Consider the following 19,394-nt stretch of genomic DNA (forward strand, 5'->3'; position numbering starts at 1 on the left):
GGCGACGTCAGATCGACGTCTGCAACTGCTGCGTCCAAAATGCATCCAATCCTGAGTTGACCGCCGACACGTCGTCAGGGGTCCCGAAGAGTTCGAATCTGTAGAGAAGGGGGACGTTGCACTTCTGTGCGATGACGTCCCCTGCGAGGCCGTACGCCTCGCCGAAGTTCGTGTTGCCACCCACCACCACGCCGCGGATGAGCGAGCGGTTGTGGGCGTCGTTGAGGAACTTGATGACCTGCTTGGGCACTGCCCCGTCGCCGTTGCCGCCACCGTAGGTGGGCAGCACCAGGACGTAGGGCTCGTCCACGTGCAGGAACGGTTCGCTCGGGTAGATCGGGATCCGGTCCGCATCGCGGCCGAGCTTCTCGACGAAGCGTGCGGTGTACCCGGACACGCTCGAGAAGTAGACCAATCGGCTCATGGTGCGCTCCTCGTGGAAAGGTGCGGACAGGCGGACCGGGCGGGCCAGGAGAGGCGAGTCGCGCCTCCCGAGATGCCCTGCCTGCGGGCCCCTTCGGGGCCCGCAGGACGACTACGCCAGTTCGGCGCTGAGGGTCGCGATCTTGTCGGGGCGGAAGCCCGACCAGTGGTCGTCGTCCGTGACGACGACGGGGGCCTGCATGTAGCCCAGGCTCTTGACGTGCTCGAGCGCTGCTTCGTCCGTGGACACGTCGTGCACTTCGTACTCGATGCCCTTGTTGTCGAGGGCCCGGTACGTCGCGGTGCACTGGACGCAGGACGGCTTGGTGTAGACGGTGACGGCCATGTTCTCCCCTGGTTCCTACTGGTTTCTGCTGTGCTGTGGAGGTGGTGCTGATGTCTGTCCGCAGTCGTGTCCGGGAGGGGCCGCTGCGATGTCTCCACACTACATCTAGTGGCTAGCCGCAGCACCGACCACAAGAGGGAGTGTTACAGCCGTGTAGTTCTCCACAACGCCCTCCACAGTCTGTGGATTCCCGGGAGGCCCGAGTTTCCGCCAGTCTGCGGCCGGCCACCGACACTTCCCCACACCGGGGGACAGTCACGATCCACAGATGTGGAATCAGCCCATCGGCGTGTCGCGAAGGCCCCCTCCCCAGGACGGGGGACACCCCGATCCGGCCGGTCCGTACACTCGTCTCGTGAGTACGTACGGGCCCCTCCTGAAGACCCCTGGCGTGGGTCGTGTCATCGCCGCACAGCTCACCGCACGGTTCCCGTTCGGCATGCTGTCGCTGGCCTACCTGCTGCACGTCGAGCACGTGTTCCACTCCTACGGCGCCGCCGGTCTGGTGCTCGCGACGACGAGTGTCGGGCAGGCGCTGGCCGGGCCGCTGACGAGCCGCTGGATGGGCAGCTGGGGCATGCGCCCCGTCCTCATCCTGACGAGCATCGTCGCGCTGGTCAGCATGGTGGTGATCGCATTCGTGGTCATGCCGCTCTGGGGATACGTGGTGGTCGGGTTCCTCGGCGGGCTGGCGGTCCCGCCCGTGCAGCCGGCGGTGCGCACCATCTACCCGAAGATGGTGACGTCGGCGCAGCTCACACCGCTCTTCTCCCTCGACGCCAGCGCGCAGGAGCTCATCTGGGTCGCCGGCCCGGTCATCACCACCTTCGTCGCGACCCAGGTCGGCACGGCCGAGGCGATCGTCGTCGCGATGGTGTTCCTGGTCGTCGGCGGCACGTGGTTCATCGCCTCCCCCGAGCTCGGACGCGTCCGCATCCCTCGTTCGAAGCGCGCGTTCGGTGTCGTGCTGAAGCGTCCGGCGGTCGTCGTCGCCACCCTGACCGGCCTGCTCCTGATCGGGGCGTGCGCCGCGGTCGAGGCGAGCGTCACCAGCGTCTTCGGCGAGGGCAGCCCGAACGCCGGCATCGTCCTCGCGGTGTTCGCGGTCGGCTCGCTCGCCGGTGGCCTGGCGTTCGGCCACCGCCCGATCTCCCGCAACACCCTGTGGACGCGCATGGCCGTCGTGTTCGTCGGCCTCACCCTGGCCCTCGGCGGCACGGGCTTCTGGTGGCTGTGCCTCGCCCTGGTCATCGCGGGTGTGGGCATCGCGCCGGCCCTCGCCGTGATGTTCGGTTCGGTCTCCGCCACCGTCAAGTTCTCCGACACGGCCGAGGCCTACGGCTGGATGGGCACCGGCCAGCTGATCGGCGCGGCCGGCGGTTCGGCGATCGCCGGCTTCCTGATCGACGGCAGCGGCCCCGTCGGCGGCTTCACCGTCGGCGCCGTGATGGCCGGGCTGGGCGTGCTGCTCCCCCTGGCGATGCGGAGCTGGCTGCCCGACCTGCGCGGCCGCGACGCCAGCCCGCTCCCCGACACCGAGCCGGTGCACCTGCCGACCTGAGCGGGCGCTTTCGGGCGTACCTGGTCGAATCGGGCGTACCCGGTCGGAAGTTCTGAGCAGGTACGCCCGTTTCCACTCGCCATCGCCGCCGGTATGGGAAGGAACGTGCGCCCGGCGTACGGGTCGCGTTCTCCACAGACGGCCTGGAGGCCCGGCGCGCGCCCGCCAGGCACCGGCAGGATGGGTGCATGGTCACCTCAGTTCCCCTGCGCGACGGCCGCTCGATCCCCGCGATCGGCTTCGGCGTCTACAAGGTCGACGACACCCAGGCCGAGACGGCGGTCGGCCTCGCGCTCGACGCCGGTTACCGGCACGTCGACACCGCCGAGATGTACGGCAACGAGACCGGCGTCGGCAAGGCGATCCGGGCCTCCGGGCTGGACCGTGACGACGTCTTCGTGACGACCAAGGTGTGGAACGACCACCAGGGGCGCGACGCGACCCTGCGGGCGTTCGACGGAAGCCTCGAGCAACTGGGGCTCGACGCCGTCGACCTCTACCTGATCCACTGGCCGGCCGCCGCGAACGACCGCTACGTCGAGACCTGGCGGGCGCTGGTGGAACTGCGCGAGTCGGCGCGGGCTCGGAGCATCGGCGTCTCGAACTTCCAGGTGCCGCACCTGCAGCGACTCATCGACGAGACCGGCGAGGTACCGGCGCTGAACCAGGTCGAACGGCACCCCTGGCTGCCGCAGCGCGAGCTCATCGCGTTCCACGAGCAGCACGGCATCGTCACGGGAGCGTGGTCCCCGCTCGGTCGTGGGCGCCTGATCGACGAGCCGGTGCTGACCGGCATCGCGGACGCACACGGCGTGAGCGTGGCGCAGGTGCTCGTGCGGTGGAACGTCCAGCAGGGCGTGGTGGTGCTGCCGAAGTCGGTCACGCCCTCGCGGATCCGGTCGAACCTCGACGTGGACGGGTTCGAGCTGACCGACGACGAGCTCGCGGCGATCGCGACACTCGAGTCCGGCCAGCGGACGGGCTCCCACCCGGACACGGTGTCGTAGCGGGCGGGGTACGCACCGGTCAGCCACGGCGAGGGCAAGGTCGTACTGTCGAGGGGTGATCGATCCTCAACAGGCCGCCCGTGAACATCTGCGTCCCGATGAGCACCTGTACTGGGCGGGCACCAGTGACCCGGCCAAGCTCTTCTCGGGCCGCGACGGCTTCCTCATTCCGTTCTCGCTGCTCTGGTGCGGATTCGTCGGCTTCGGCACCGTCAGCGTCCTCCGAGACGGTCAGATCGGGCCAGAGCTCGTCGTCTTCCCGCTCTTCCTCGTCCTCGGCCTCCACTTGCTGTTCGGCCGGTTCCTCGTGAAGCTCCACCGGAAGCGGACGACGGTCTACGCCGTGACCGACCGCCGCGCCCTGGTCATCACGGCGCGTGGGACCCGCGACGTCCCGGTGGGCCGATCGGACCGCACGACGCGCTGGTCGGCCGACCGACGGCACTGCACGGTCGAGTGGCAGGAGCAGTTCGGTCCGTTCGCTGGCGTGACCCGCGGTCTGCAGACGCAGATCTACGCGAACACCGGACTCGATGGATTCTTCGGTCCGCAGCTCGTGGCGTTCTGGGATGTCCGCGACGGCGAGGAACTCGTGCGCGCACTCGAGCTCGCGACCCGGTAGCCCGGATCAGCCCCGGCGGTCCTCCTCTGACCGCCACGGCAGGTGCAGGTCGCCCGGTTCGGGCTCCACGTCGCCGGCGTCGTCCGCGCCGCCGGTCCCGGGGGCCGCGATGACCTTGGACGGGTCGATGCCGTCCTCACGCAGGTCGTCGTCGTCACGCTGCTTCGTCTGGGACGCGTCCATCTCGCGCTCACTCGACGGGCTGTACGACGTGTCCGCCGCTCGCTGCTCGCGGCCGCTGACCCCGTCGACGTCGTCGCTGTGCGCGGCGTCGCGGAGCGCGTCGTTGCGTGCTCGGTCGTCGGACGGCTCGGGGCCGGGGGCCTTCGGGATGCTGTCGCTCATGGTGTTTCCTCCTGCAGCGGACGCTAGTCCTCGGCCCCGTGTAACGAGCCTGGCTCGGTCCGCTCCCCGCACTCGATGACGCCCCTGGCCCCCGCTACGCTGCGGACGAGGGGGAACGATGCGACGAACACGGACCGCGACGACCGCGGTGATCGGCTCGCTACTGGTGGGGCTGCTGCTCGCCGGGTGCACAGCGTTCGGCGGCGACGACGCGATCCCGACGCCGACGCGACAGGCATCACTCGACGGGACGAGCCGGAGCCCGGGAGCCGACCCGACCTCCGCCGCACAGCAGGTCAGCACACCGCAGGTCTTGGCGGCCGGCACGGTCGCCGCCGAGACCGATGTCGTCTCGGCGAGCGGTGACACCCGGATCCACGTGCGGGTCGTCGCGAACGAGAGCGGCACCTTCGACGCCGAGTTGTCCGGCTACCGCACGACGAACCCGCAGTGGATGAGCTTGGAGTTCCGCGGAGGTGACGCTGACGGTGCCGGCGACGCCAGCGGGTACCGTGCCGGAGTCGTCATCTGGGACCCGGAGACCGGCGCTCCGGACTCGGTCGGGCTGTCAGACGCCGGCCCCACTCCGGACTTTCTGCACAGCGTCGCGCTCGTGCCGGCGCCGTCTGATGACGGGGACGATTCCGGACGCACCGGCATCGGCCCCGTGCTCGCAATCGCTCCGTTGCACTGGACGATCCCCGACCCGTACCCGGACCTGCAGGTCGACGTGGGCGCATCGCGGCCCGGGGCGAACGGTTGGGTGCACGAACGTGACGGCGTGCCGGTGTCGTACCAGGTGTCGAGCGACGACGCGCAGGTGACGGTCGCCGAACGCTTGGGCATCACCGTCGCGCAACTCCGCTGGCTGAACCCGTCGCTGCAGACCGGCGCGGGCGACCAACTCATCACGGACACCGATCTCAACCTGGATCCCGCAGCGCGCTGATCCGGTCGCCGCCCCGCCGGACGGAGCCCGTCCGTACGGTCGGTTACGGTTGACCAGCACTCGCGAGCACTCGGCACCACCAGGAGGTCCCATCGTGACGATCGTCGCCGCCGCAGACGGCTCAGCCCTCGGCAACCCCGGCCCCGCCGGATGGGCCTGGTACGTCGACGACGACCGGTGGGCGGCCGGAGGCTGGCCCCGCGCGACGAACAACATCGGCGAGCTCACCGCCGTGCTGCAGCTGCTCCGTGCCACGAAGGACACCGGCGAGCCGCTGCACATCCTGTGCGACAGCCAGTACGCCATCAAGGCCTGCACCGAGTGGCTCGCCGGCTGGAAGCGCAAGGGCTGGCGGAAGGCCGACGGCAAGCCGGTCCTCAACGTCGAGATCATCAAGGAACTCGACGCGGAACTGCAGGGTCGCAAGGTCACGTTCGAGTGGGTCCGCGGCCACGTCGGTCACGAGATGAACGAAGCTGCCGACGTCCGTGCCCGTGGTGCTGCCACCGCGTTCCAGAACGGCACCGACGTGCCGCACGGTCCCGGCTGGCCCGGGGCCGAGGTCCCCGAGCCGTCCGCGCTGCCCGACGCCACCCCGCCCGCGACCCTCTTCTGACGGCGGAGCGGCAAGCAGCGACTTCGGCGGAATCGAAACCGCCAGACGAACCTCCACTCGAACCGGAAGCAGATCTGATGCCCGACAGCACCGCCCCCTTCGACGGAGAGGTGGAACGAGCTCAGTCGCATGCCGTCGAGCGGATCATCGCTCGCGCATCGGCTCTGGGGGCAGACGAATTCCACCCGGCTGACGGGAAGACCGAGCTGGGCGGTCAGTAAGTCCTGTCCCCGCGGGTCAGTAGGTCCCGTCGCGCCGCTCCTGCTGCGTGATCTGCTCCCCCGACGCCGGGTCGACGCCCGAGCGCGTGGTGGTCGTGGTGCGGCGACCACCGAAGGCCACGGCGAGGCTGATGATGAGCAGCACGACACCGGCTGCCATCAGGATGTAGCCGATCAGGCGCAGGTCGACGCCGGCGAGCTGGATGTTCAGCGCGAAGGCGACGATCGCGCCGATGACGATCAGGGCGATGCTGGATCCGATGCGCATGACGCAGTCCTCTCGGGTCGGGGTGGTGCGGCAGACGGTACACGTCCGACAACCCCCGCGCGGATCAGTCGACGTCGACTTCGGCCCACCCGTCGAACCGACCGATCTCGGTGACCCGCACGACGGCCTCGCCGACCTCGTCCGAGGCGTCCAGGTCGATCGTCGCCGAGAACCCGAAGTCCTTGTCGCCCTCGGGGTCGGAGAAGATCTGCCGTGCCTTCCAGACCCGCGGTGATGCCGTGGCACCGCTCTCGTCGAGCACCAGGTACTGCATGGACCGTGCGTCGGCGTCCGTGCCGATGCTGTCGTGCTCCTCGTAGTACTCCTCGAGCACGGTGTCCCACGCCGACCGGTCGAAGCCGGCGGTCGCGTCGAGCTCCCCGAGCCCGTCGATGTCGTCGGCCGCGGCGAGCAGCACCCGCTGGAACAGGGCGTTGCGCACGAGCACCCGGAACGCCCTGGGATTGCCGGTGAGCCGTGCGGGCTGCGGCGGCGCGATCTCCTCGTGTTCCTCGGAGGCCAGCAGGACGTCGCCGTTGAGCAGCGCCTCCCACTCGTCGACGAGTGAGGAGTCGGTCTGCCGCACGACCTCGCCGAGCCACTCGATCAGGTCGTCGAGCTCCTGGGTCCGCTGTTCCTCGGCGATGGTCTGCCGCATGGTCCGGTACGCGTCGGACAGGTAGCGGAGCACGAGCCCCTCGGAGCGGGTGAGCTGGTAGAAGCGCACGAAGTCGCCGAAGGTCATCGCGCGTTCGTACATGTCGCGGACGACGGCCTTCGGGGACAGCTGGAAGTCGAGCACCCAGGGCTGTTCGGCGGCGTAGGCCTCGTAGGCGGCGGTCAGCAGCTCGTCGAGCGGCTTCGGCCAGGTGACCTCCTCGAGCAGCTCCATCCGCTCCTCGTACTCGATCCCCTCCTGCTTCATGCGGGCGACGGCCTCGCCACGCTCCTTGAACTGCTGCTGCGACAGGATCGCCCGCGGGTCGTCGAGCGTGGCCTCGACGACCGAGACCATGTCCAGTGCATAAGTGGGAGAAGAAGGGTCGAGCAACTCGAACGCGGCGAGCGCGAACGGCGACAGCGGCTGGTTGAGCGCGAAGTTCGGTGCGATGTCGACGGTCAGGCGGTAGGCACCGTCGACCTTCTCGATCACCCGCGCGTTGATGAGGGTCCGGGCGATGACGAGTGCCCGCCGGGCCATCGCGAGCTGCCGGGAGCGCGGCTCGTGGTTGTCGTAGACCAGCGACCGGACGTCCGCGAAGGCATCGCCACCACGGGCGACGACCGACAGCACCATTGCGTGCGTGATCCGCATGCGCGAGACCATCGGCTCCGGCTCGGCCGCGATCAGCCGCTCGAACGACGCCTGCCCCCAGGACACGAAGCCCTCGGGCGCCTTCTTCCGCTTGATCTTGTTCTTCTTCTTCGGGTCGTCGCCGGCCTTGGCGACGGCGCGGGCGTTCTCGATGTCGTGCTCGGGTGCCTCGGCGACGACGTCGCCCTCGGTGTCGTACCCGGCACGTCCGGCCCGGCCGGCGATCTGGTGGAACTCCCGCGCGGACAGCTGGCGCATCTTCGTGCCGTCGAACTTCGTCAGCCCGGTGAACAGCACGGACCGGATCGGCACGTTGATCCCGACACCCAGGGTGTCGGTGCCACAGATGACGGGCAGCAGGCCGCGCTGGGCGAGCTGCTCGACGAGTCGTCGGTACTTCGGGAGCATGCCGGCGTGGTGCACGCCGATGCCGGCCCGGATCAGGCGCGACAGGGTCTGTCCGAACCCGGCGCTGAACCGGAAGCCGGCGATGGCGTCAGCGATCTGGTCACGGCGTTCGCGCGAGGCGACCTTCGCCGACATCAGCGACTGCGCCCGCTCGAGTGCGGCGGCCTGGGCGAAGTGCACGATGTAGATCGGCGCCTTGCCTTCCTCGAGGAGCCGCTCGACCGTCTCCTGCACGGGCGTCATCACGTACTGGTACTCGAGCGGCACGGGTCGCGAGACACCGGTCACGCGGGCGGTGGGCCGACCGGTCCGGCGGGACAGGTCGTCGGCGATGGTCGTGACGTCGCCGAGGGTCGCCGACATGAGCAGGAACTGCGCCCGCTCGAGCACGAGCAGCGGCACCTGCCACGCCCAGCCTCGGTCGGGGTCGCCGTAGAAGTGGAACTCGTCCATCACGACGACGTCCACGTCGGCGTCCGGCCCCTGCCGCAGGGCGAGGTTCGCCAGGATCTCGGCGGTGCAGCAGACGATCGGGGCGTCGGCGTTGACGCTCGAGTCACCGGTGACCATGCCGACGTTCTGTGCACCGAACAGCTCGACGAGCTGGAAGAACTTCTCGGACACCAGCGCCTTGATCGGTGCCGTGTAGTAGCTCCGCTTGCCTTCGGCGAGCGCGGCGAAGTGCGCGCCGGCCGCGACGAGCGACTTCCCGGTGCCGGTCGGCGTGCTCAGCACGACGTTCGCGCCGGACACGAGCTCGATGACCGCTTCATCCTGCGCCGGGTACAGCGGTCGGCCGCCCTCGGCGGCCCAGGCCGCGAAGGCCTCGTAGACCTCGTCGGGGTCGACGACGCCGTCCACCGCCGCCGGGATCGCGGCGACGAGCGGGGGCACGGTGGTGACGTCGGTCATGCGCCCATCCTCCCAGGTACGGCCATGACGGACTGGGCCCACGCCGCCGGTCCCGGGGCGACGCGCCAGCGGCGGACCGGCCGTGCCGGTGGGGAGAGGCGCGGTGTCGGCCCGCCACGGGCCTCCCGTCCGCCCCGTCGCCGACTCAGGCGCGTTTCGATACGTGCGCATAGACTCGCGCCATGCGCGAACTCGGCTTCCTCTCCTTCGTCCCGAACCACGGCGGCACCGACGGCGCCGCCGGCGCCCTGGAGGACGGCCTGCGCCTGTTCGAGACCGCCGAGTCCCTCGGCTACGGCACAGGTTGGGTGCGTGGACGGCACTTCGAGCCGTACCTGACGAGCCCGATGACCTTCTTCGCGGCCGCCGCGCAGCGCACCAGCACCATCGCGTTCGGCACCGCCGTGCTCGGCATGCGCTACGAGGACCCGGTGCGCCTGGCCGAGGATGCCAGCACGGTCGACCTGCTCAGCGGCGGCCGTGTGCAGCTCGGCATCAGCACGGGCATCGCCGGGTACGGGCCGATCCTCGACCCGGTGTTCGGCACGGTCGACCGCAGCTTCCGCGACGAGGCCGAGGCCCGCGCAGGACGGCTGCTCGAGGTCCTGCAGGGCGAACCCCTGGGCAGTGCCGGCAAGGGCTACGAGAGCATCCCCGCCGGGGCCGACCTGACCCTGCAGCCGCTCAGCCCGGGCCTGCGCGACCGCGTGTGGTGGGGTGGCGGCAGCATGGGCACCGCGGTGCGCACGGCCGAGAAGGGGCTGCTGCTGCACTGCTCGACCCTGAACACCGAGGACACGGGTGCGCCGTTCGCCGAGGCGCAGGCCGACCAGATCGCCGCCTACCGCGAGCGGTTCGCCGAGCTGCACCCGCACCGCGAGTCCAAGGTCGCCGTGGGCCGGATCGTGGTGCCGCTCCTCGACGACCACGACCGCGCCGTGCACCAGGAGTTCCTGACCGGGTACGCGTCCGGGATGGACGACGAGGGCCGACCGCTGTCGGGCACGCCGCCGTTCCGCTTCAGCAAGGTCGTGTCCGGCGGGGCGGCGGCCATCGTCGACGCCCTGCTCGCCGACCCGGCTGTCACCGCCACCGATGAGCTCGTCATCACCCTGCCGGCGAACGGCGACCGTGCGGCACACGAGCGGATCCTGCGCATCGTGGCCGAGGAGGTCGCTCCGGCGCTGCGGGCCTGAGGGCCAGCGACGCGGGCAGACGCCTGGAGCCTGATCGCCTGCGGCCCTGCCGCCACCGAGAGTCGAGGGCATCCGGCGGGGCTCTGATCGAGTTGGTGAAGCCCGAGAGCCCGGCCGGATGACCATCTCGTCCCTGATCCGCACGAGATGGTGCCCCCATCGTTCCACCTACCGACCGGTTTGTCACACCGATCTGCGTCCCTGGAGCAAAGAAGTTGACCAAGTGTCACTCGTTTTTGCGAACCGGCACGAAGTCCGGCAACCGGTTCACCGGTGCGCACCGAGTCCGGGACGATCCACGGAACGAGGTTCCGGCACGGAGCACCGATGCGGCTCCGACCCGGAACGACGAATGCGCCCCCGCGCGGACGCGGGGACGCATTCTGGGACGCACCGGGGAAGCCAGGGCGACAACGGCCGGATCAGGAGGCCGAATCGCTCACCCAGCGACCCCGTAGTCGGTGCGTGCGCGGACGGTAACCAGCCGACTCGCGCACACCGATGTTACTGAACGGAGTCGGGAGCTGCGCGGAAACCGGACGACTTCGTCACTCCAGTTCGAGGGACGCGGTTCCGGCGTCGTCGACGACGGAAGCGCCGACGTACAGCGTGAAGGTCCCCGACTCGTACTGCCACGAACCGTCCCAGTGGGCGAAGGCGCGTGCCGGGACCTCGATCGAGACCTCCGTCGACTCCCCGGCACCGAGCCGGACCGGGGCGAACCCGACCAGCCAGCGAACCGGGCGGTCGACCGCCGACTCCGCACGCGACGCGTAGACCTGCACGACGTGCTTGCCGGCGCGGTCGCCCGTGTTCGCGACGGTCGCCGTGACGATGACGGCGTCGCCCTCGCGCACGGTCGGCGTCGCGGAGACCCCGTCGATCGACCACGTGGTGTAGCCGAGGCCGTGCCCGAACGGGTAGGCCGGCTCGGTGCCGGCCCGCAGCCAGGCCCGGTACCCGACGTGGACGCCCTCGTCGTAGGAGACCTTGCCGTCCACCGGGGTGACGTCGAGCACGGGGACATCGGCCATCGCGACCGGCCACGTGGTGGGCAGGCGTCCACCGGGCTCCTGCCGCCCCGTCAGCACGTCGGCCAGGGCGTTGCCGTACTCCTGCCCGCCGAACCAGGTCAGCAGCACCGCGGCGACGTCGTTCCGCCACGGCATCTCGACCGGCGAACCGGCGTTCACGACGACGACCGTGTTCGGGTTCACGGCGGCGACCGCGCGCACCAGGTCGTCCTGGTGACCGGGCAGCGCCAGCGAGGAGCGGTCGTAGCCCTCGGACTCGACCTTGGAGTTCGTCCCGACCACGACGACGGCGACGTCCGCACCACGAGCGGCCTCGACCGCTGCGTCGATCAGCACGGCGGGGTCGTCGTCGGACGGCTCGGTACCGAACTGGTACGCCAGCACCCCGCCGAGCGTCTCGTCCTGGATGACGTCGTACTCGATCCGGATCGCGACCTGCTGGCCGGTGGTCACCGACACGGGCACCGACCGCGCCGGCGGGTTCAGGAACGCGGCGCCGAGCTGGTCGCCCTCGTACGGCACGTCCTCGTCGAGCAGCAGCTCGCCGTCGATGCACATGCGTGACCGTCCGGCCGCGCCGATGCCGAACCGCACGGTCCCCGTCGACTCGGCGGTGTAGGTGGTGGTGATGTCGAGCCGGTCGGCTTCGCGCGTCGGCGCGTCACCGCCGAACCAGAACAGTGCCGTCGCGCGGCGGTCCTCGACGAACAGCTCCTCGCCGTCCTTGACGAAGGCGACCCGCGCTCCGGGCTCACCGGTGCCGGGGTTCGTGATGGTGGACAGCGGGAACTCCGCGATGCCCTCCTGCACGACGGCGCCGATCGCGTAGTCCACGCTCGCGCCGGGGAACGCCGAACGGATGCCGTCCAGCGGCGACACGACCTGCGACGGCACGACCGTGGCCGAGCCACCGCCCTGCGTGCGGGCCTGGTCGGCGTTGTGGCCGATCACCGCGATGCGCGACACGGCGGGGGCGTCGAGCGGCAGGACACCGGTGTTGCGGACCAGGACGGTGCCCTCGGCCTCGGCCTCGCGGACGAACGCGATGCCGTCCTCGACGTGCACGGGCGACGCGGCCACGGGTTCGAAGCCCTCGAGCGCGCCGACGCGGGCCGCCAGGGTCAGGATCCGGCGGACCTTGCGGTCGATCGCCGCCATCGACACCTCGCCGGACTGCACGGCGGCGAGCAGCGGCCCCTCGCTCCACCACGGGTTCGGTCCGGGCATCGCGACGTCCTGCGACGCCTTCGCGGAGTCCACCGAACGCACTCCGGTCCAGTCGGACACGACGATGCCGTCGAAGCCCCACTCCGAGTTGAGCGGGGTCTCGAGCAGGTCGTTCTCCGACGCCGTCACGCCGTTGATCGCGTTGTACGACGACATGACCGCCCAGGCGTGCGCCTCGGTCACGGCCTTCTCGAACGCCAGCAGGTACAGCTCACGCAGCGCGCGGTCGGACACCTCGGTCGACGCGGTGAAGCGGTCGGTCTCGTAGTCGTTCGCGATGTAGTGCTTCGGGGTGGCGGCGACACCGTTCTCCTGCACACCGTCGACGTACGACGCGGCCAGGTCGCCCGTGAGCACGGGGTCCTCGCTGAACGCCTCGAAGTGCCGGCCCCCCAGCGGGGACCGGTGCAGGTTGATGGTCGGGCCGAGCACGACGTCGACGCCCTTGCGACGGGCCTCGACGGCAGCGGCGGCGCCGTAGCGCTTCGCGATCGCGCGGTCCCACGAGGCGCTCAGCGCGGTCGCCGACGGCAGGTTCAGGGACGGGTCACGCTCGTCCCACACCTCGCCGCGCACGCCGGACGGCCCGTCCGACATCAGGATCCGGCGCAGCCCGATCTTCTCGACGGGCCAGGTGGTCCAGAAGTCACGTCCGGTGAGCAGCTGCACCTTCTCGTCGGTGGTCAACTGGCCGAGGAGCGCATCGATGCGCTCGGTCAGCGGCGTCGACGGACTGGAGGCGGTGCTCGCGTCGTTCACGGTGGTCACGGTGGTCGGTCCTCTCGTTCAGGGCCGCGGGGCGCCGCCTGGACGGCCGGGGCCTCGTCGCCCACACCCACCATCCACCGGGTTCGCCGCCCGCGCTGGCAGCTCCTGCACCGTACCACCCAAAACCGACCGTTGGTTGGTTTTCTGGGGTCTCCCGCGGGCGGTACAGTCTGGCCATGGCACGACGGGGTTCGTACGCAAAGGGCATCGCGAAGCGCGAGGAGATCCTCACGGTCGCGCTGGACCTCGTGGCGTCGCAGGGCTTCCGGCGGACGAGCATCAAGGACATCGCCGACGCCGTGGGACTGACCCAGGCCGGCCTGCTGCACTACTTCGACTCGAAGGACGAGCTCTGGGTGGAGATCCTCCGCCGCCGCGACGAGCTCGACCTGGCACACGACTGGCAGGCCGCGGACCCGGCGGCCCTGCTCGCGGCGATCGTGCGGCACAACGCCGAGGTCCCGGGGCTGGTGCAGATGTTCGTCAACCTGTCCGCCGCGGCCGCCACCGACGCCGAGCACCCGGCGCACGAGTACTTCCGCGAGCGCTACGATCGCAGCCGCCGCGACCTGTCCGCCGACTTCCGCACCATGCAGCAGGACGGTCGGCTGCGGTCCGACATCGACCCCGACGAGCTCACGAGCGTGCTGCTCGCGGTGTCCGACGGCATGCAGATCCAGTGGCTCTTCGACCCCACCCGCGACATGGCCGAGCACGTCGAGCTCGTCGCCCGTCTGGCGATCGCCCAGGTCGCCCCCACCGCCTGACAGACCCCCGCCCCGGCAGTGGGGTACGGACAGGGCCTGGTCGTGTCAGGGCAGGCGGGGCAGGATGGTCGGTGCCCGCCAGGGCGTGTTCCGACGACGATGTGGAGTGACGCGATGACGCGTGTAGTGGTGACCGGTGGCAGCGGCAAGCTCGGACGAGCGGTGGTGCGCGACCTCGATGCGCACGGGTACGACGTGGTCCTGCTCGACCGTGTCCCCTCGCCGGACAAGCCCGAGCGTGTCCCGTTCGTGCGGATCGACCTGACCGACCACGGCCAGGTCCTGAACGCCCTGCTCGGCATCGACGACCGGTACGACCACGTCGACGCCGTCGTGCACCTCGCGGCGGTGCCGGCCCCGGGACAGGTGCCCGACGTGGCCCTGATCACCAACAACGTGACCTCGTCCATCAACGTCTTCCACGCCGCCCGTGCCGCCAAGATCAAGAACGTCGTGTGGGCGTCGAGCGAGACCCTGCTCGGCATCCCGATGGGCGAACACCTGCCGCCCTACCTGCCGGTCGACGAGGAGTTCGCCGTCCGCCCGCAGTCGTCGTACTCGCTCGGCAAGGCGGTCGAGGAGGAGATGGCCCGCCACTTCACGCGCTGGGACCCCGAGCTGAAGATGATCGGGCTGCGCTTCTCGAACGTGATGGACGAGACCGACTACCCGGCGTTCCCGTGGGACGCCACCCCCGAGGCGAAGACGTTCAACCTGTGGTCGTACATCGACTCGCGCGACGGGGCCCAGGCCGTCCGCCGTGCGCTCGAGGCGGACCTCACCGGGTTCGAGGCGTTCGTCATCGCGAGCCCCGACACGGTGATGGACACCCCGACGATCGAACTCGTCGAGCGTTTCGTGCCGGACATCGAGCGCCGTGCGGACATCGACGGCGTCAGCTCGCTGCTGTCGTCGGAGAAGGCCCGCGAACTCCTCGGCTACACGCCCGAGCACAGCTGGCGCGACCACCGCGCCTGATCGTCAGGCGGCGGGGACGAGCAGCCCGTCGAGCACCAGGTCGCGCGCCGCCGGCAGCAGGTCGGCGGCGAGGGCCTGCTCGTCCGCGCCGGTGATCTGCGCGAGCGCGCCGATGATCGCCGCGACGGACAGGTCACCGTCGCACGCGCCCACGAACGCCGCGAGTGCGGTGTCCGCGTCCACCCGGCGCCCGAGCCCGCCGCCCTGCACCAGCGTCATCACGGTGGGGTCGTCGTTGCCCGGCCAGTAGTACCGCTCCTCGGTGACGTCACCGGCCACCGCCAGGTGGGCGGCAGCGAGCGCGGCGTCGTCGTGCGCAGCGAGCCAGGCGGCCGCGTCGAGGACGCGGGCGACCGTCGCCCCCAGACCCGCGGGGTTGGAGCCGAGCGTCTCGGGGACGCGCTCGAACCGGCGGAGGCCGGACGGGCCTCCCGGCAGGGGTCGACGCACCACGACGTAACCGAAGCCGACGCCGGTGACGCGGCGATCCGCGAAGTCGTCGAGCCACGCGCCCATCAGGGTGTCGAACCCGTCCGTGCCGGGCTTGGTGCCGCCGTCGCGGATCCAGGTCTCGGCGTAGGACGTCGGGTCCTGCCGCTCGCGCTCGATCACCCACACGTCGAGGCCGGTGTCGGCGAACCAGGCGCGCACGCGGTCCAGGCCGTCGACGCCCCAGCGGTACTCCCAGTTGCCGAGGAGCTGTGCGGTGCCACCGGGCTCCAGGTGGTCCCCGAGGCCCCGGAGCACCGTCTCGACCAGGGCGTCACCGACCATGCCGCCGTCGCGGTACTCGTAGGACGGGACGCCTTCGCGACGAGGCGTGATGACGAAGGGCGGGTTCGAGACGATCCGGTCGAAGCGCTCCCCCGCGACCGGCTCGAACAGTGAGCCGAACCGGAAGTCGATGCCGTCGATGCCGTTCAACTGCGCGTTGAAGCGGGCGATGTCGAGGGCACGGCGCGAGATGTCGGTGGCGACCACGTGGTCGGCGAACCGCCGCGCGTGCATGGCCTGGATCCCGCAGCCGGTGCCCAGGTCGAGCACCCGCTCGACCGGCACGGGCACCTGCAGGCCGCTCAGCGTCGTGGTGGCGCCGCCGATGCCGAGGACGTGTTCCTCGCTGATCTCGTGTCCGAGGGCGAGCTCGCCCAGGTCGGAGACGATCCACCAGCTGCCGGCGCCGAGGTCGTCGACGAAGGCGTAGGGGCGCAGGTCGACGGTGGGGTGGACGAGCGGGGCGCCGCCGTCGCCGTCGCCGTCGCCTTCGCCTTCGCCTTCGCCTTCGCCTTCGCTGCGCAGCAGACCCGATGCGATGACGGCGTCGAGCCCGGCGGTCGGGAACGCGGCGGCTGCCTCAGCCCGCGCCACCGGCAGCCCGAGCACGAACAGCGTCGCCAGGGTGCTGAGCGGCGTGGTCTCGCGGGCGGCGAGCGCACGGAGCGCAGCGACCCGCGAACCGCGGTGCAGCGATGCGGCAGCCTCGGCGCCCCACAGGGAGTCGAGCCGGTCGACGGTGAAGCCGGCGGCCGTCAGGTCCGCGGCGAGCGCCGTGGCGACGGCGGGGTCTGCGACGATCGACGGCAGCGTGTGCACGGTCGGGCTCGGGGCGGCGTCGGGCTCGCCGCTCACGAGGCGAGCCCCTCGCGGAGCAGGGCCGATGGGACCTGCCAGTCGAGCACCAGGTCGAGGAGCCCGGGGAACCGCTGCTGCACGTCCTCCACCCGGACACGACTGACGCGGGTCAGGCCCTCCAGGTGCTGCTCGAGCAACCCGGCCTCGCGCAGCACACGGAAGTGGTGGGTCAGCGTGGACTTCGGCCGGTCGATGCCGACCCACCCGCAGCTGCGCTCACCCCCGGCCGCGTCGACCAGGTAGCGGTGCAGGATCGCGAGCCGGATCGGGTCGCTCAGGGCGTCCATGACGACGGGGAGGTCCATCTCGGCCACGGACGGCTGCGGCAACCGTTCGGGAGCATCGACGTGCGCGGGCATGGACGGGACGCTACCACCGTTCGGCTTGCTGTACGACTTGCGTCGTACTGTTCGAGTGCGGTACGAATGCAGTCGTACTGCACGGAGATGGAAAGGGGTGCGCATGCACCAGTCAGCTCGTTCGGTCGCCGGGTTCTGGATCCTGGCGGCGATGCTCCTGGTCTCGGTCGCCTCGTCGGCCGTCCCGTCGCCGATCTACCCGGTCTACGCCGCCGAGTGGCACCTCACGCCGCTCATGCTCACCGGGGTCTTCGCCATCTACGTCGCCGGCCTGCTGGCGAGCCTGCTCATCGCGGGGCGCTTGTCCGACCACGTCGGCCGGAAGCCCGTGCTCGTCGTCGGCGGGCTGGGCGTCGCACTGTCGCTCGGCCTGTTCGCGGCGGCGGACGGGGTCGTCGCGCTCATCGTGGACCGGATCGTGCAGGGCGTCTCGGTCGGACTGCTCATCGGCGCACTCGGCGCGGCCCTCATCGACAACTCCCTCGAACGCCACCCGACCATGGCGGGTGTGCTGAACGGGGTCATCCCGCCGATCGCCCTGGCCACCGGCGCGCTGTCGAGCGGCGCCCTGGTGCAGTGGGGTCCGGCGCCGGAGCAGCTCGTCTACCTGCTGTTCGGCGCGCTCCTCGTGCTGCTCGTCCTCGCGCTGTCCGTCGTCCCCGAGCAGGTGGAGCGTCGCCCAGGAGCACTCCGCTCCCTGCGCCCGACGATCAGCGTGCCGCGGTCATCGCGTCGGCTGTTCCGCGGCGTCGCCGGATCGCTCGTGGCCAGTTGGGCACTGGGCGGCATGTTCCTGTCGCTCGTCCCCTCGGCACTCGGCGCGGTGTTCGGCATCACCAACCACTTCGCCGCCGGTGCGCTCATCGCGGTCGTCACCGGTGTCGGCGCCCTGACCGGCCTGGCGATCCAGCGGATGGACACCCGACGTGCGGTCCTGCTCGGGCTCGTGGCGCTCGTGCTCGGCCCGATCATCACCGTGTCGTTCGTGTTCGCGCACTCCCTGCCGGGCATGGTCGTCGGCAGCGCCGTCGCCGGTGTCGGCTTCGGCGCCGGGTTCCAGGCACCGCTGCGGATGCTGCTCGCCACCGCTGCACCGACCCACCGCGCCGGATTGCTCTCCACGATCTACGTCGTCAGCTACCTGGCGTTCGGGGTGCCCTCGGTCATCGGAGGCCTGCTCGAGCCGTCGGTCGGCCTCGTCCCGGTCATCGCTGGTTACGGCGGCTTCATCGTGCTCGCCGCGGTCGTCGCCCTCGTGCTGCAGCTGTCGTCGAAGGACGCCGCCGAGGTCGAGGAGCGCGCTGCCGAGGTCATCGAGCGCACCGCGACTGGTTCGGTCCGGGTCGCGGCCGAGTAGGCGCGCCCGGCACGGTGCGGCGCTGCCCATTCGGTGCGAGGTTGATCGCTCGGTGCGAGCCTGCAGCGCCGCACGGAGGCGTCAACCTCGCACGCGGTGACCAGCACCGCACGGTGCCGACTGCGACGGCCCGACTAGTGGCCCGGGTGTGCCGAGTTCGCCCCGCGAGCGCGCGCACGGACCCCGACGGTCCGCGCCGCTCCGGTGTGCGCAGCATCGACGTCGGCCTTGCCCCGGTCGGCCGCATCGCGCAGACGCTTCGGCCCGTGCCGCTTGGCCCAGTCCCAGAAGCGGTGCAGCTGCGCCTTGAGCCACGTGATGATCTTGTGGAAGAAGTGGAACTCGCTCGCCAGCACGGTGAGACCGATGAACACCACGAGCCACCCCGGGCCCGGCAGCGGCACCAGGATCAGCCCGATGATGACGACCAGCCCGCCCACCAGACCGACCAGCACCTTGTAGAACAGGTGCACGTGCGGCCGCTCGTGGATCCAGGCGCGCAGGCGGTGGAACCACTGGAAGCGCTGTCGGGCCGCACCATCGGCCCGGGCGTCGCCGGGTCGGTCGTTCGGGTCGCCGTCCATGCCGAAAACGTAGGGCGCGCGGCTGGGAATCAGCGGCGCACGCGGTGGACGCGGGGTGCGCAGGCCGGGAGGCGCGGGGCGGGGTTGCGCCGCGCCTCCAGGCCAGCAGGTGGCAGCGTCCGCCCACCCCTCAGGCGTGCGCGACGCACGTCGCCGCCCACGGGACGGCGGCCAGCCGGGCCTTCGGGATCGGCTCGCCGCCGACCGTGCAGCGGCCGTAGGTGCCCTCGTCGATCCGTGCGAGCGCGGCGTCCACCTGGCGGATCCGCAGCTGCGCACCGTCGCGGACCGCACCGAGCGAGCCACGTTCCCACGCCAGGGTCGCACCCTCGGGGTCGTGCTCGTCGTCGGAGTTGGCATCCTGCCGGGCGTCACTGACGTCACGCATGCTCCGCTCGACCTCGGTCAGCAGCCGTTCGTTGCGGGCGCGTTCGGCTTCGAGTGCGGGGCGGGGGTCCTCCATCCCGGACACGGTAGTCGCGGCGGAATGACCCCGCCC

19 protein-coding genes are annotated in these 19,394 nt (G+C 70.8%); 9 read left to right on the forward strand and 10 right to left on the reverse strand.

The features are described 5' to 3' along the window. Positions 1–7: 7 nt before the first annotated feature. The gene (nrdI, locus tag ACL00U_RS14270) at positions 8–424 is read right to left on the reverse strand and encodes a class Ib ribonucleoside-diphosphate reductase assembly flavoprotein NrdI (RefSeq protein ID WP_031259561.1); all 417 of its coding nucleotides are present in this window, start codon (positions 422–424) and stop codon (positions 8–10) included. 111 nt (positions 425–535) lie between these two features. Further along, positions 536–769, reverse strand: a complete 234-nt coding sequence (gene nrdH / locus ACL00U_RS14275) for a glutaredoxin-like protein NrdH (RefSeq protein WP_017886897.1) — start codon at positions 767–769, stop codon at positions 536–538. A 355-nt stretch (positions 770–1,124) separates the two neighbouring features. On the opposite strand from nrdH, the gene ACL00U_RS14280 reads away from it, so the two are divergent. From ACL00U_RS14280 to ACL00U_RS14290, 3 genes are all read left to right on the forward strand, one after another. Next, complete coding sequence (locus ACL00U_RS14280; RefSeq protein ID WP_412873538.1) at positions 1,125–2,330, forward strand: MFS transporter; 1,206 nt, start codon at positions 1,125–1,127, stop codon at positions 2,328–2,330. A 188-nt stretch (positions 2,331–2,518) separates the two neighbouring features. Beyond that, positions 2,519–3,337: an aldo/keto reductase gene (locus ACL00U_RS14285; RefSeq protein ID WP_412873539.1), complete on the forward strand. Its 819-nt coding sequence runs from the start codon at positions 2,519–2,521 to the stop codon at positions 3,335–3,337. Between the two features lie 55 nt (positions 3,338–3,392). Next, entirely contained in the window at positions 3,393–3,959 is a 567-nt protein-coding gene (locus tag ACL00U_RS14290) for a hypothetical protein (RefSeq protein WP_412873540.1), read from the forward strand. A gap of 6 nt (positions 3,960–3,965) precedes the next feature. Here the strand turns inward: ACL00U_RS14290 and ACL00U_RS14295 are convergent, their stop codons facing one another. Next, positions 3,966–4,304, reverse strand: a complete 339-nt coding sequence (locus tag ACL00U_RS14295; RefSeq protein ID WP_214585311.1) for a hypothetical protein — start codon at positions 4,302–4,304, stop codon at positions 3,966–3,968. Between the two features lie 118 nt (positions 4,305–4,422). Between ACL00U_RS14295 and ACL00U_RS14300 the strand changes: the two genes are divergently transcribed. Next, on the forward strand, positions 4,423–5,253 hold the full coding sequence (locus tag ACL00U_RS14300) for a hypothetical protein (RefSeq protein ID WP_262159285.1): 831 nt from the start codon (positions 4,423–4,425) through the stop codon (positions 5,251–5,253). Positions 5,254–5,347: 94 nt separating this feature from the next. Then, entirely contained in the window at positions 5,348–5,869 is a 522-nt protein-coding gene (locus ACL00U_RS14305; RefSeq protein ID WP_027465941.1) for a ribonuclease H family protein, read from the forward strand. A 237-nt stretch (positions 5,870–6,106) separates the two neighbouring features. On the opposite strand, the gene ACL00U_RS14310 is transcribed toward ACL00U_RS14305, so the two are convergent. After that, a complete protein-coding gene (locus ACL00U_RS14310; RefSeq protein WP_017886906.1) occupies positions 6,107–6,358 on the reverse strand; it encodes a DUF6458 family protein in 252 nt (83 codons plus the stop codon). 64 nt (positions 6,359–6,422) lie between these two features. Continuing rightward, positions 6,423–8,993, reverse strand: coding sequence for a DEAD/DEAH box helicase (locus ACL00U_RS14315; protein ID WP_412873541.1), 2,571 nt, complete (start codon positions 8,991–8,993; stop codon positions 6,423–6,425). 182 nt (positions 8,994–9,175) lie between these two features. On the opposite strand from ACL00U_RS14315, the gene ACL00U_RS14320 reads away from it, so the two are divergent. After that, complete coding sequence (locus tag ACL00U_RS14320; protein WP_412873542.1) at positions 9,176–10,189, forward strand: LLM class flavin-dependent oxidoreductase; 1,014 nt, start codon at positions 9,176–9,178, stop codon at positions 10,187–10,189. Positions 10,190–10,737: 548 nt separating this feature from the next. Here ACL00U_RS14320 and ACL00U_RS14325 read toward each other — a convergent pair. Beyond that, positions 10,738–13,218: a beta-glucosidase gene (locus ACL00U_RS14325; RefSeq protein ID WP_412873543.1), complete on the reverse strand. Its 2,481-nt coding sequence runs from the start codon at positions 13,216–13,218 to the stop codon at positions 10,738–10,740. A gap of 176 nt (positions 13,219–13,394) precedes the next feature. On the opposite strand from ACL00U_RS14325, the gene ACL00U_RS14330 reads away from it, so the two are divergent. Then, the gene (locus ACL00U_RS14330) at positions 13,395–13,985 is read left to right on the forward strand and encodes a TetR/AcrR family transcriptional regulator (RefSeq protein ID WP_159556950.1); all 591 of its coding nucleotides are present in this window, start codon (positions 13,395–13,397) and stop codon (positions 13,983–13,985) included. 114 nt (positions 13,986–14,099) lie between these two features. After that, on the forward strand, positions 14,100–14,963 hold the full coding sequence (locus tag ACL00U_RS14335; protein WP_031259567.1) for an NAD-dependent epimerase/dehydratase family protein: 864 nt from the start codon (positions 14,100–14,102) through the stop codon (positions 14,961–14,963). 3 nt (positions 14,964–14,966) lie between these two features. On the opposite strand, the gene ACL00U_RS14340 is transcribed toward ACL00U_RS14335, so the two are convergent. Further along, positions 14,967–16,592 carry a DUF7059 domain-containing protein gene (locus tag ACL00U_RS14340; RefSeq protein ID WP_412873544.1) on the reverse strand — a complete coding sequence of 542 codons (1,626 nt, stop codon included), beginning with the start codon at positions 16,590–16,592 and terminating at the stop codon, positions 14,967–14,969. Next, complete coding sequence (locus tag ACL00U_RS14345; protein WP_042540826.1) at positions 16,589–16,954, reverse strand: ArsR/SmtB family transcription factor; 366 nt, start codon at positions 16,952–16,954, stop codon at positions 16,589–16,591. Before ACL00U_RS14345 ends, ACL00U_RS14340 begins: the two co-directional genes overlap by 4 nt. Positions 16,955–17,057: 103 nt before the next feature. On the opposite strand from ACL00U_RS14345, the gene ACL00U_RS14350 reads away from it, so the two are divergent. Further along, positions 17,058–18,311 (forward strand): MFS transporter, encoded by a 1,254-nt coding sequence (locus ACL00U_RS14350; RefSeq protein WP_042540827.1) that lies wholly within the window; start codon positions 17,058–17,060, stop codon positions 18,309–18,311. 134 nt (positions 18,312–18,445) lie between these two features. On the opposite strand, the gene ACL00U_RS14355 is transcribed toward ACL00U_RS14350, so the two are convergent. Both ACL00U_RS14355 and ACL00U_RS14360 read right to left on the reverse strand, forming a co-directional pair. Continuing rightward, positions 18,446–18,895, reverse strand: a complete 450-nt coding sequence (locus tag ACL00U_RS14355) for a TIGR02611 family protein (RefSeq protein WP_017886915.1) — start codon at positions 18,893–18,895, stop codon at positions 18,446–18,448. 130 nt (positions 18,896–19,025) lie between these two features. Further along, positions 19,026–19,358 (reverse strand): TraR/DksA family transcriptional regulator, encoded by a 333-nt coding sequence (locus ACL00U_RS14360; protein WP_017886916.1) that lies wholly within the window; start codon positions 19,356–19,358, stop codon positions 19,026–19,028. Positions 19,359–19,394 lie beyond the last annotated feature (36 nt).

It is taken from the genome of Curtobacterium poinsettiae (assembly GCF_047226435.1).
Taxonomy (GTDB): Bacteria; Actinomycetota; Actinomycetes; order Actinomycetales; family Microbacteriaceae; genus Curtobacterium; species Curtobacterium poinsettiae.

What these genes read in the sequence shown, in the direction of transcription:
- ACL00U_RS14315 (WP_412873541.1), bottom strand. Translation starts at nt 8,993, where the DNA reads ATGACCGACGTCACCACCGTGCCCCCGCTCGTCGCCGCGATCCCGGCG.
- ACL00U_RS14320 (WP_412873542.1), top strand. Translation starts at nt 9,176, where the DNA reads ATGCGCGAACTCGGCTTCCTCTCCTTCGTCCCGAACCACGGCGGCACC.
- ACL00U_RS14360 (WP_017886916.1), bottom strand. Translation starts at nt 19,358, where the DNA reads ATGGAGGACCCCCGCCCCGCACTCGAAGCCGAACGCGCCCGCAACGAA.
- nrdI (WP_031259561.1), bottom strand. Translation starts at nt 424, where the DNA reads ATGAGCCGATTGGTCTACTTCTCGAGCGTGTCCGGGTACACCGCACGC.
- ACL00U_RS14285 (WP_412873539.1), top strand. Translation starts at nt 2,519, where the DNA reads ATGGTCACCTCAGTTCCCCTGCGCGACGGCCGCTCGATCCCCGCGATC.
- nrdH (WP_017886897.1), bottom strand. Translation starts at nt 769, where the DNA reads ATGGCCGTCACCGTCTACACCAAGCCGTCCTGCGTCCAGTGCACCGCG.
- ACL00U_RS14350 (WP_042540827.1), top strand. Translation starts at nt 17,058, where the DNA reads ATGCACCAGTCAGCTCGTTCGGTCGCCGGGTTCTGGATCCTGGCGGCG.
- ACL00U_RS14345 (WP_042540826.1), bottom strand. Translation starts at nt 16,954, where the DNA reads ATGCCCGCGCACGTCGATGCTCCCGAACGGTTGCCGCAGCCGTCCGTG.
- ACL00U_RS14330 (WP_159556950.1), top strand. Translation starts at nt 13,395, where the DNA reads ATGGCACGACGGGGTTCGTACGCAAAGGGCATCGCGAAGCGCGAGGAG.
- ACL00U_RS14300 (WP_262159285.1), top strand. Translation starts at nt 4,423, where the DNA reads ATGCGACGAACACGGACCGCGACGACCGCGGTGATCGGCTCGCTACTG.
- ACL00U_RS14310 (WP_017886906.1), bottom strand. Translation starts at nt 6,358, where the DNA reads ATGCGCATCGGATCCAGCATCGCCCTGATCGTCATCGGCGCGATCGTC.
- ACL00U_RS14355 (WP_017886915.1), bottom strand. Translation starts at nt 18,895, where the DNA reads ATGGACGGCGACCCGAACGACCGACCCGGCGACGCCCGGGCCGATGGT.
- ACL00U_RS14295 (WP_214585311.1), bottom strand. Translation starts at nt 4,304, where the DNA reads ATGAGCGACAGCATCCCGAAGGCCCCCGGCCCCGAGCCGTCCGACGAC.
- ACL00U_RS14335 (WP_031259567.1), top strand. Translation starts at nt 14,100, where the DNA reads ATGACGCGTGTAGTGGTGACCGGTGGCAGCGGCAAGCTCGGACGAGCG.